This window comes from uncultured Candidatus Pelagibacter sp. (assembly GCF_943788075.1).
GTDB lineage: Bacteria > Pseudomonadota > Alphaproteobacteria > Pelagibacterales > Pelagibacteraceae > Pelagibacter.
Genome location: NZ_CALSOW010000009.1, coordinates 1 through 10,425, shown reverse-complemented (window position 1 = coordinate 10,425; position 10,425 = coordinate 1). Strand labels below are relative to the sequence as shown.

General features: G+C 29.7%; 15 protein-coding genes. 3 read left to right on the top strand and 12 right to left on the bottom strand.

Features of this window, described 5'->3' with window-relative positions; translation table 11 throughout:
• The 5 genes from glmS to Q0X98_RS07385 form a co-directional block, all read right to left on the bottom strand.
• Positions 1-1,176 (bottom strand): glutamine--fructose-6-phosphate transaminase (isomerizing) (gene glmS, locus Q0X98_RS07405; RefSeq protein WP_297682592.1); only part of this gene is annotated, 1,176 nt, incomplete at its 3' end.
• A complete protein-coding gene (locus Q0X98_RS07400; RefSeq protein ID WP_297682591.1) occupies positions 1,176-1,574 on the bottom strand; it encodes a GNAT family N-acetyltransferase in 399 nt (132 codons plus the stop codon). The genes Q0X98_RS07400 and glmS, both read right to left, overlap by 1 nt.
• A 62-nt stretch (positions 1,575-1,636) precedes the next feature.
• Complete coding sequence (locus tag Q0X98_RS07395) at positions 1,637-2,200, bottom strand: YceI family protein (RefSeq protein ID WP_297682590.1); 564 nt, start codon at positions 2,198-2,200, stop codon at positions 1,637-1,639.
• A gap of 89 nt (positions 2,201-2,289) precedes the next feature.
• Positions 2,290-2,421: a hypothetical protein gene (locus Q0X98_RS07390; protein ID WP_297682589.1), complete on the bottom strand. Its 132-nt coding sequence runs from the start codon at positions 2,419-2,421 to the stop codon at positions 2,290-2,292.
• 29 nt (positions 2,422-2,450) lie between these two features.
• Positions 2,451-3,125 (bottom strand): M24 family metallopeptidase, encoded by a 675-nt coding sequence (locus Q0X98_RS07385; RefSeq protein WP_297682587.1) that lies wholly within the window; start codon positions 3,123-3,125, stop codon positions 2,451-2,453.
• A 46-nt stretch (positions 3,126-3,171) separates the two neighbouring features.
• On the opposite strand from Q0X98_RS07385, the gene Q0X98_RS07380 reads away from it, so the two are divergent.
• Positions 3,172-3,909: a glycerophosphodiester phosphodiesterase family protein gene (locus Q0X98_RS07380; protein ID WP_297682585.1), complete on the top strand. Its 738-nt coding sequence runs from the start codon at positions 3,172-3,174 to the stop codon at positions 3,907-3,909.
• On the opposite strand, the gene Q0X98_RS07375 is transcribed toward Q0X98_RS07380, so the two are convergent.
• From Q0X98_RS07375 to Q0X98_RS07350, 6 genes are all read right to left on the bottom strand, one after another.
• Positions 3,884-4,342 carry a ParB/RepB/Spo0J family partition protein gene (locus Q0X98_RS07375; RefSeq protein ID WP_297682584.1) on the bottom strand — a complete coding sequence of 153 codons (459 nt, stop codon included), beginning with the start codon at positions 4,340-4,342 and terminating at the stop codon, positions 3,884-3,886. The genes Q0X98_RS07380 and Q0X98_RS07375 overlap by 26 nt on opposite strands.
• Positions 4,343-4,478: 136 nt before the next feature.
• Positions 4,479-5,717: a cystathionine gamma-synthase family protein gene (locus tag Q0X98_RS07370; RefSeq protein ID WP_297682583.1), complete on the bottom strand. Its 1,239-nt coding sequence runs from the start codon at positions 5,715-5,717 to the stop codon at positions 4,479-4,481.
• A gap of 19 nt (positions 5,718-5,736) precedes the next feature.
• On the bottom strand, positions 5,737-6,393 hold the full coding sequence (locus Q0X98_RS07365; protein ID WP_297682582.1) for an HAD family phosphatase: 657 nt from the start codon (positions 6,391-6,393) through the stop codon (positions 5,737-5,739).
• 99 nt (positions 6,394-6,492) lie between these two features.
• Complete coding sequence (locus Q0X98_RS07360) at positions 6,493-7,281, bottom strand: antibiotic biosynthesis monooxygenase family protein (RefSeq protein WP_297682580.1); 789 nt, start codon at positions 7,279-7,281, stop codon at positions 6,493-6,495.
• Positions 7,282-7,350: 69 nt separating this feature from the next.
• Entirely contained in the window at positions 7,351-8,406 is a 1,056-nt protein-coding gene (locus tag Q0X98_RS07355; protein ID WP_297682578.1) for a DUF1028 domain-containing protein, read from the bottom strand.
• 17 nt (positions 8,407-8,423) lie between these two features.
• Complete coding sequence (locus Q0X98_RS07350; protein ID WP_297682577.1) at positions 8,424-8,702, bottom strand: hypothetical protein; 279 nt, start codon at positions 8,700-8,702, stop codon at positions 8,424-8,426.
• Between the two features lie 57 nt (positions 8,703-8,759).
• Here Q0X98_RS07350 and Q0X98_RS07345 point away from each other — a divergent pair, with 57 nt between their 5' ends.
• Positions 8,760-9,176 (top strand): PaaI family thioesterase, encoded by a 417-nt coding sequence (locus tag Q0X98_RS07345; RefSeq protein WP_297682576.1) that lies wholly within the window; start codon positions 8,760-8,762, stop codon positions 9,174-9,176.
• A 437-nt stretch (positions 9,177-9,613) separates the two neighbouring features.
• On the top strand, positions 9,614-10,033 hold the full coding sequence (locus tag Q0X98_RS07340) for a hypothetical protein (protein WP_297682575.1): 420 nt from the start codon (positions 9,614-9,616) through the stop codon (positions 10,031-10,033).
• 14 nt (positions 10,034-10,047) lie between these two features.
• On the opposite strand, the gene Q0X98_RS07335 is transcribed toward Q0X98_RS07340, so the two are convergent.
• The coding region (locus tag Q0X98_RS07335) for a hypothetical protein (protein ID WP_297682573.1) at positions 10,048-10,425 on the bottom strand (378 nt) is incomplete at its 5' end.

The window sequence follows — 10,425 nt, the reverse complement described above, 5'->3', positions numbered from 1 at the left end:
AGTATGGGTCTCTCTAGCAATTGACGATCCAACTACGTTACAAATTCCGTATAAAAAAGCTCCTTTTTCTTTAGCCATTTTTATAGCAGCAAGTGTATCAGCAGTTTCCCCAGATTGTGATATAGGAATAACGATGTCTCCTTTATTAATAATAGGATTTCTATATCTAAATTCAGAAGCATATTCAACTTCAACAGGAATTCTTAATAATTCTTCAAAAAAGTATTCTCCCAATAGACTTGAATGCCAGGATGTCCCACAAGAAATAAAAATAATTCTGTTTGCAGAACTGAATTTTTCATAATATTTTTTTAGAGAAGAGATAGAAATTTTTTCTTCAGGTGACAATAACCTTCCTCTAAAAGTATCTGTAATTGATTGAGGTTGTTCAAAAATCTCTTTTAACATAAAATGATCATAACCATCTTTTTCAACAGCTTCAATATCTTGTTTTAACTCTTGAACGTATGGGTCAATTATAGAGTCTTTTTTGATTTCTCTTAAAGTAAGTCCTTTTTTTAAATTTACAATTACCATCTCATCGTCGTTCAAGTAAACACATCTTTTAGTAAACTCTAAAAACGGGGTTGCATCTGAACCAAAATAATATTCAGATTCTCCAACGCCAATTGCCAAAGGACTTCCGAGTCTAGCTCCGACAAGCTCTTTTGGGTTTGTTGAGTCAAAGACAACAATAGCATATGCTCCAACAACTTGTTTTAACGCGTAATAAACAGCTTTTCCTAATTTGACCTTTTTGGTTTTTTTAATATCCTCAATTAGATTGACTAATACTTCTGAATCTGTATCTGAAGTGAAAGTATACCCTTTTTTCAAAAGAATTTTTTTTATCGAATCGTAATTCTCAATAATCCCATTGTGGACTAAAGAAATTTCTCCTGAATTTGAAACATGAGGATGTGAGTTCGCTTGATTTGGAGGTCCATGAGTCGCCCATCTTGTATGACCAATTCCAATTGTCCCCTTTTTATCTTTTTCATTAATAAACAGATTTTCAAGAGCAGACACCTTCCCTTTACTTTTTTTGATTAACAATTCGTCGTTGTAAATCATTAACCCTGACGAATCGTAGCCCCTGTATTCTAATTTTTTTAGTCCATTAATTAAAATATCATAAACAGGCTTTTCACCTATATATCCAACTATTCCGCACATTAGTTTCTAATTACCATTTGAAGTTCCTTTTTTTTAAACCCTATTTTTTCATAAAATTTTGAATTTTCGTCAGACGAACTAAGAACAATTTTATCACAGTTTTTTTGCTTTCCTATTAGAATTAACCTTTCAACTAATTTTTTTCCTACTCCTTTACCTCTATATTTTTCATTTACGGCAACATCTTCAATGATACCTAGGATTCTTGTTAGTTTTTTGATAATATGTATTGAGGCTACTCCAACGATTATATCTTCAATGGAGATAACAATTGTTGATGAGTTTGGATCACTAAGATATTTCGGGTTAACAGGTTTACTAAAATTTCCACTAAAAGAATTAGTCCAAATATCAATTACTTGTTTTATATCTTTAGGTTCTAAAGTTCTTATTTTCATAAAAAAGCGAAAATAAGAATTTAGTCGATATAATTATGTAATTAGTCTATAAATTTAAATTTTTAGTCGACAACATTCATTTGCTTGATGTAAAGATTTACAGAGAGCTTAATGTCGTCAAGAATCAATCTATCACCTAAGTTTTCGAAAAAGCTTCCTGAACCGTATTGGACATTATATTTACTTCTATCGAAAACTAAATTTGAAACAAATCCACCAGCTTCACTTATTAACTCAAATTGAATAGGGTGTGTTATTTCTTTAATGGTAAGAGATCCGTCAACTAAATAACCGTTTTCAATTTTTTTTGATGAGAGTATTGTAAGTTTAGATTTGTTATGTTTTTCAACAGAGAAAAAATCATCAGATCTTAAATGACCCTCCAACCTCTGTTTACTTCCTCCAGATAAATCTTCAACCGAAATAGAGTTCATATCAACTGTAAAACTACCACTACAAAGATTAGGGTTATTTTTCTGATCTTGCTCGCAAAAAATCAGTTCGCCTTTTTCAAAGGTTAAAGAACCGTAGTGCTGGCTGCCAGTAATTTTTTCTCCAACCCATTTTATAGAGCTACTTTCAATATCAATTAATACAGTTGCCTTTTTATCAGTTTGAGCTGACATGGACAAAAATATAAAGTTGAATAATAATATAAATGTTTTTAAATTCTTCATTATTTAAATAATTTTCAAATTTTTACAGACAATAAATACTAACTTCCTCTTCCAGTTTTTCTTACACCACCTGATTTAGCATTACTGGATTTGTTTTTAAAGTTTTGTTTTACTCCTTTTTTGTTTGGAGCATTTTTTTCCATTCTATTTCCAAAAAATTTACTTCCCATAGTTTTATTTTTATTTATAATTTCAAATATTATGCCAATAATTGTTCAAAAAACCCTCCGATTTCTTTTTCTTTATCAACAAAGTGGATTTCTAAAATCCAATGTTTTTTCTCACCCTTCTTGTTTAAATCAAACATATTAGTGTGATTATCAGGATGAATGTAATTAGTTTTATCCTCTTTTTCAAGTTTTTCATGAGGATATTGTCCAACAATATGTCCAGCAATCTCTCCTCCAAACTCCCATCCGTATTTTTTAGCTAGTTCATTACAATAAGCATACAATTGAGCCCCGGTTATTTTTGATTTAGAATTAAAATAATCTTTACCCTCAAGCCAGGCACTTTCAATATCCTCTCTTAATTTTTTTTTACTAGAGTCATTTCCAATAACATAGGTCCTTCCAAAATCCGCCTCCCATTCTTCAAAAACAGGACCAAAGTCTAAGAATAATATGTCATCATTTTTTAAAATTAAATTCTCAGGATCTTCATTGTATGGATATAATGTGTTTTTACCACACCTCACTATTCTTTTATGCCAGTACTTTTTAATTCCAAACATTTCAAATGCTAATTCGAAGATCAATTCATTGATTTTATTCTCAGAATTTCCAGCAATTAATATATTTCTGTTTTCTATTTCATTAAATAATTGTTGAGCCTTTTTTTCTGCTTCAATTAAATTTTTTAGAGTTAAATTCATTAATTAAATATAACTAAATTGTATTATCAATCTTAGATTAAATTTTATGAAAAAATTAATTTTTCTGCTTTTATTTTTTGTCAACTTAAATGCTCAAAATACAATTTTAAATATTGGACATCGTGGCGCAAAAGGTCACGTGGCAGAAAACACTGTAGCATCCATTAAAAAAGCTATAGAATTAGGAGCTGATGGGATTGAGATTGATGTTTTCCGCTGTTTAAGTGGTGAAATAGTTGTTTTTCACGACAAAACCTTAGATAAATTAACTAACGGGTCGGGTTATATTGAAGAAAAATCTCTATCAGAATTAAAAGAATTAAAGGTTCTTGGGTCTAAGCATTCAATACCCACACTTGAGGAAGTGATCAAGTCGATAGACAGGGGGGTTATTTTAAATATCGAACTCAAAGGGCCCAATACATCAGAAGGATCTTTGGAAATGGCTAATAAGTATATTAAACTAGGTGAAATTAATTCATCTGACATCCTTTTTTCTAGTTTTAATTGGAAAGAATTATCGGCCTTAAGAAAATTAGATAAAAATGTAAAAATAGCCCTTATTACAGGAGATGACCCTTTAAAGGCAATTCCTATTGCCTTAACTTTAAATGCTGTTGCAATTAATCCTAATTATAAGAAATTAAATCAGGACAATGTTGAAAAAATAGTAAGTTCGGGTCTTAAAATATATACCTGGACAGTAAATAATAAATTCGATATAATTAAAGTTAAAAAGCTAAAAATTAATGGTATAATTACAGATTTTCCAGAGAGGATTTAACATCAATTTTAAATAAGCTTGATAGTAGCATTATAGGCTGCCATTTTTTTGACTTATTACAATAAATTTTATGACTAGTACTTTTAGGCTCCATTAATTTACCGCTAATTGCATTTTCAATAATTTCTTGCTTAGAGTATTCTTCTGTTTTATTTGTAATAATACTTTCGGAGAAATAATCAATTTTAGTAACTGGTATTTTTTTAAAACCAAGTTTTTTGAGGGTAAAATATCTGTGATGTCCATCAATAATAACCATGCTTTTGGAACAACACAAAATAGAGGAGATTATAATATAATTCTCAAACGATTTTAAAAAGTTGGTTAAAGTTGATGAGTTTTTTTTAATTGTTTTTTCGTGAGGGAAAAGGTGATTAGTATCTACAAGCTCTAAACTTTTAATTATAGTGTTATCAAAATCTATGGAATACATTTTAATAATATGTGTAATAAGCTACAGCAACTGCAACAATTACAAGAAGAACTATGGCAAAAGTCATTACTCCATAAACGTTATTAGAGATAAGAAAATCAAATTTATTTTTCATAAAAAATTTTTCTTAAAAATACTAAATTTCTTTTAATGCCTGATTTAAATCATTTATAATATCATTTACATTTTCAATACCCACACTTAATCTAATAAGCCCCTTGTTAATTCCCAATTTTTCTTTTATATCATCGGGAACATCTGCATGAGTCATTGAATGCGGATGTTGAGCTAAACTTTCATTACTGCCAAGGCTTACAGCTAATTTAATTAACTTGAGCTTGTTTAGAACTCTGAAAGCTTCTTTTTCTCCACCATAAACATCGAAACTTATCATAGCACCAGCACCTTTACATTGTCTTTTAAAAATTTCATTTTGTTGTGTTCCCATAGACTCAATTCCAGGAAAAGAAACAGCTTTAATTGATTTATGTTTTATTAGAAAATCCACTACCTTTTCTGCATTCTCTCCTTGTTTAGACATTCTTAAATGTAGAGTTTCAAGACTTCTAGTTAGAAGCCAAGCAGTGTAAGGTGCAATCATACTTCCCAAAAAGGTTCTGAGAGTTTTAATTTGACTGATCACACTTTTTGATCCCATAACACACCCAGCAATCACATCGCTATGGCCATTTAAAAATTTTGTTGCAGAATAGCAAACAGCATCTACTCCAAATTTTAAAGGACTTTGCCATATTGGACCAAGATATGTATTATCCATAATCAGCATAACATCATTATTTAATTTAGAATTAAGTGTCGATTTAAGCTTGTGTAATTCTTCTAAATCGAATAACGTATTTGTTGGATTTGCAGGAGATTCAAAATAGATCATTTTTACTGTACCGGAAAACTCCTTAGTTTTAAGTTGTTTAAGAATTTCATCATTTTTTGTGGTTGATGAAAATGGCAAAATTTTGACTCCAATATCTTTTAAAAAATGTGTTATAAAATGATGAGTTCCACCATACACAGGATTGCCATAAATTAAAACATCACCAGGTTTTAAGTACGAAAGCATAGTGGTTGAAATAGCGCTCATTCCACTTTCAAATGCTGCAGCAGATTCGCTACCCTCTAGAATCGCTAATCTCTCTTCCAATATTTGCATATTGGGATTGTTAATTCTAGAATATATTAAGCCAATTTCTTCCTTTGCGTTCAGTTCAGATTTTCCATAAGCAACTTCAAAAAATCTTTTACCTTCTTCGGCAGTTTTAAAAACAAAAGTTGAAGTTTGAAAAATAGGAGGTTTAACTGAGCCTTCACTCCATTCAGGAGTGTAACCGTAACTCATCATGTGAGATTCTTTGTGCAATTTTTTTTTACTAAGTTAATTATAATCTTTCGGATATTTGATTAAACTTAATTTCATTCAAACTGGAAATCACAAGGTCAGCATTATCATAATTTTGGTTTTTTGAATTATAGCTGTTATAACCCACGCAATATATGCCAGCAGATTTAGCGGCAATAATTCCGTTTGTTGAATCTTCAATAACAATACATTCTTTTTTATTGAACCCACTCATTTTAGCAGCTTTTATAAATATTTCTGGATTTGGCTTTGACTCTTTTAAATCAGCTCCACTAATTTTTGCTTTAAAAAACTTATTCAAGTCAAATTTTTTAAAAATTCTATCAATATTTGTCATAGATGCTGAAGAAGCCAAAATTAGGGTTACGTTATTATCGAAATAATTTTGAATTAGTTCTAAGGCTCCATCAATCATCTGAAAAGAGGTGTCATTTTCGAAAATAAGCTTAAAGTGTTTTCTTTTGGACACTACAAGTTCATTTGGGTCTTCATATATATTGAATATTTTACATAATTGTTTGCAAATAGAATGAGTTGATTGACCAGTAAAGGACTCATATAAACTGCTTGAAACATCTAATTTAAATTCTTCAAACATTTTATTATATGCCAAATGGTGTAAAGGTTCACTATTTACAATAACTCCATCCATATCAAAGATTACAGCTTTTAACATATTTTAAAGAAAATTTACTGTTTAGATTAAAAAATAAAATTACAATAAAAAAAGGGGAGCTTTTAAAAAGCTCCCCTTTTAATTTGTTCAAAAAACGTGTTATTCAAATGATGAATAATCTGTATTTGGGAATAAAGGAGTTAATCCTTTTTCTCCTCCAACACAAAGTGCAACTACTTGTTGTGCCAATTTACTTTCATCATCATTAAACCTCCAATCAAGATATTTTTGATAGTGGTCATATGATGCCCAGTTTCCGTATACATAATAAGTGTTAGTATCATCATTAAAAAATGCTTCTAATGACAAACAACCATCATAATCTTTTGTGGTTTGTAAACCGTCAGCTGTATTTAGTAAATCAATCATAGCTTGTTTTTTCCCAGGCTTAACTTTAAGCTTTACTAATACAGGAGTTTTTGGCCCAACGGCTTGCATCATTCCTCCAATATCGAAGAAATCACCTTGTGTGATAATCTTTCCATCATCATCAAAATTAAAATACCAATATCCTTTTAAGTTTAATTCTTTTCCAGTTACAATGTTTTTACCAGTCCAGGTTCCATAAGTTCTCACACTTCCGTCTAGCACTCCTTCTGGACTAGATCCAGGAAGCCACACGTTAGCAGTATATTTAATATTTTCAAAACCATCTTGGTAGCCCTTAAGCATAGCTGCATACTGATCGTAATTTCCAGGTTCTGAACCGTACATTGGAGTAATAATTTCCATGTCTTTACTAACTAATGCTAGTTGACCCTCTAAATCTTCGTCTCCGTGTAGTTCAAATAATTTTTGAGCAGTAGCTAAATTTGCCTCATATTTTGGATTTGTATTACAGCTAACAAATAGTGCTGCAACAAAAAAAAGTGATAATAATTTTTTCATATAATATAATTTTAAATTAGAAATTTAAATTTAATAAAAATTCTTTAAAGAATGTTTTTAAAAATTAATTTATTTAATATCTCCTAGGTATGAATCTAACTCTTCTTTAGTCATAGATATAATACCAGATTTCGGCAATCTATAAATTAACTTTTTCCAATTAGAATTTTTTTCAAAGATTATTTTAAAAATTTTTTTAGCATTTTCTTTTTTGCCATTATTTAAAAGTGCGATCGCTTTCCAAAAACTCATTTCATGATTATTTGGAAATAGATTTTGAGCTTTTCCGTATTCAATCAATGCTTTTTCCATGTCGTTTTCTTCAAGTGCAAGATCTCCTTCGTTCATATGTTCATATGCTCTATGCACTTTTAAAAGTCTTTTAATTTCTTTTATTGGATCCTCACTATCGTCAACTCTTAAGTCTATTTTTTTATCCTCCCAAACGTTTTTAGTTTTCTCTTTGCCTACAACAATAATTGCAGCAGATTGCTTCCCCCTTATATCTCCTCCCGCACTTTCAGCGGCTTCAAATACCTTAATAATTCTTTCAGCGAGCGGAAGATTAGAATTTTCTAAAAATGCTTTTTTCATGTAAGGAATAACTTTGTCATTTAACATCATATTGGCTTGAACAGAAAAATTTTCACCAACATAATGTCCAGCACTCTCAATACAGTTATTTCCAGTAAATGCATTAACTGAACCATTTATGTCAAGCATTGCAGCTTGTCTGAAGTCTCTTCCTTCATCTTCGTCAGTTAACTGTTTTAATACATTTTTTGCAGTAATTCCACTTTCCATTAATTCTAAACCTTTTGGTCCATAACTAGGATTTACAAACGATTGAGTTGCAACAACTCCGACACCTGATTTACCCCAACTAACTAAAGTTCCTACAGAAAACCAATGACTTTGAACTCCAACTGCCATTTCACCTGTTTTTGCATCTTTGGCAACTATTGAATAGGTGTGAGCAAACTTGTCAGAGTAAGGATTAGTTTGACCATTAGATAAAAAAGGAATAGTTAATAATACAATTAACACAACCTTTTTTATAATTCCAAAAATAATAATCAGTTTAAAGTTTTTGTTTTTTAGAAATTCTCCAAATATTTTTTTCATAAATAATTTATTTAAATTTAATATCCTACACCAGTTCCTCCGCCGTCATAGCTGTTTAATTCTTTTACTAATATTTCGTTTCGACATTTTTTACATCGCTTTTTTTTAACAGTTCCAGAGTATTTTTCTGAATGAAATATCTTTTGCCATTTTGTTTTGTTCTTTGTTCCCTCAATTAAAGTTTCATCGTGAAAAGTTTCTACTACTTTATATGGGAACCAGGCTTTACACAGGTCATTTGAACATCTAAAAAAAGCTTTCCATTGCCCGCTGTCAAAACTTTGTGTTTTTTTCATATGCAAGTAAATATAATATCTAAATGAGTTATTTTTATCTTTTTGAAACAATTATTTATGGAAAAAGAATTTAAAAAGCTACTTGAGTACTGGGAAAATAACGAGGGAACAGCAAAACTCTTTAATTTTAAATTTATTGAATATAAAAAGGGCTATTTAAAATTAGAAGCGGAATTTGGTCCATCAACATTAAATCCCAATAAAAATGTTCAAGGGGGACAAATGACTTCAATGCTTGACGATGCTACTAGTATTCTAGTTGTGTTAGATACTGGTGGTAAAAGCTACCCCAATTCCACAAACCTTCATAGCCTTCATCATCGACCTCTTTTTCAAGAAAAGGTTACAGTCGTTGCTGAAACTATTAAAATCGGTAATAGCATAGCAACTCTCAAAGGAGAGATTTATAATTCAGAAAATAAATTAGCAACCACATTAATGCACACTGTGTTTTTATTTAAAACCGAAAAATAATTATGAAATACTATTTGAAAAATATAGGATTTACTCTAGTATTAATCGGACTAGTTTTGGGAATGTTTGATTTTTTATTAGAAAATTATTTAGTGATACTAATTCTTGGATTACTAGCAATTTTGGGCTCAAAATTTATTAAATAAAGTATTTTTTTCATAGTTAAGAAATAGTTGTTTATTGTTCAATTGAATTTACATAAAATGATACAATAATATTATCAAGAATTTGAATATTGAATTCCAGGGGATTACAACAAGTCTCGCAATCTTCTATAAAAGTTTGATTTGAAATAGAGGGATCAATCATTTTAAGTTGATTTTCCCAACAGTGTGGACAGTCAAAATAGGATTCTATCATTAATCACATCTAAATTAAAAAGAATTAAGTACAGGTCGTCAAATAAATAAAAGTATTTTTGAATTCAAATTTAAATAATGAACACATCAATTATTCAAAATATTTTTAGAATTTTATTAGGCTTAATAATGCTTTATATAGGAATTGCACATTTAAGTTTTAGAAGAATTGAATTCCAAGCACAAGTACCCACTTGGTTAACAACAAATGAGGGTATGATGGATTTAGTAGTATTAATATCAGGATATATAGAAATCGCCTTTGGACTTCTTATGATACTAGGCGGAAAATTAAAAGTTAAAACCGGGATAGCATTGGGAATTTTTTATGTTTTAATTTTTCCAGGAAATATTAATCAGTATATAAACGAAATTGATTCATTAAGACTAGATTCAGAAAATAAACGTTTAATTCGTTTATTTTTTCAGCCATTACTAGTATTGTGGGCTTTTTGGTCTTCAGGAGCGTTGGAATATTTAAAACGCAAATTCAAATAGTTTTGGAATTCAAATTAATTTTGATTCATTAATTTTTTTTCAAAAAAGCTATCGTATTCTTTATTTATTTCACCTGGAATTATAGCATTAGAATTTTCTCTCCAATCGTTTAGTTTTTTTAGATTTTTATTCAAAATATCAGGCTTCGTTTTAGCTAGATTATTTGATTCACCAATATCTTGATTTAAATCATACAGCTCTAAGCCTCCATCTTCAAAATAATGATGAAGCTTCCATTGTCCTGAAATTATGACCGATCCAGGTCTTGTTCTAAATAAAGGATCTCTACCTTGATCCTCTGATTTATTATATGATTCTAAATAGACAGGAAAATGAAAAAACAAATCTCTATTTATTTTTGAAGGAACTTTAAATTGATTTTTTAAACTTAT

Coding starts and splice junctions, on each gene's coding strand:
- Q0X98_RS07400 (WP_297682591.1), bottom strand. CDS start 1,574: ATGAAAATAAGAACTTTAGAACCTAAAGATATAAAACAAGTAATTGAT.
- Q0X98_RS07395 (WP_297682590.1), bottom strand. CDS start 2,200: ATGTCAGCTCAAACTGATAAAAAGGCAACTGTATTAATTGATATTGAA.
- Q0X98_RS07390 (WP_297682589.1), bottom strand. CDS start 2,421: ATGGGAAGTAAATTTTTTGGAAATAGAATGGAAAAAAATGCTCCAAAC.
- Q0X98_RS07385 (WP_297682587.1), bottom strand. CDS start 3,125: ATGAATTTAACTCTAAAAAATTTAATTGAAGCAGAAAAAAAGGCTCAA.
- Q0X98_RS07380 (WP_297682585.1), top strand. CDS start 3,172: ATGAAAAAATTAATTTTTCTGCTTTTATTTTTTGTCAACTTAAATGCT.
- Q0X98_RS07375 (WP_297682584.1), bottom strand. CDS start 4,342: ATGTATTCCATAGATTTTGATAACACTATAATTAAAAGTTTAGAGCTT.
- Q0X98_RS07365 (WP_297682582.1), bottom strand. CDS start 6,393: ATGTTAAAAGCTGTAATCTTTGATATGGATGGAGTTATTGTAAATAGT.
- Q0X98_RS07360 (WP_297682580.1), bottom strand. CDS start 7,281: ATGAAAAAATTATTATCACTTTTTTTTGTTGCAGCACTATTTGTTAGC.
- Q0X98_RS07355 (WP_297682578.1), bottom strand. CDS start 8,406: ATGAAAAAAATATTTGGAGAATTTCTAAAAAACAAAAACTTTAAACTG.
- Q0X98_RS07350 (WP_297682577.1), bottom strand. CDS start 8,702: ATGAAAAAAACACAAAGTTTTGACAGCGGGCAATGGAAAGCTTTTTTT.
- Q0X98_RS07345 (WP_297682576.1), top strand. CDS start 8,760: ATGGAAAAAGAATTTAAAAAGCTACTTGAGTACTGGGAAAATAACGAG.
- Q0X98_RS07340 (WP_297682575.1), top strand. CDS start 9,614: ATGAACACATCAATTATTCAAAATATTTTTAGAATTTTATTAGGCTTA.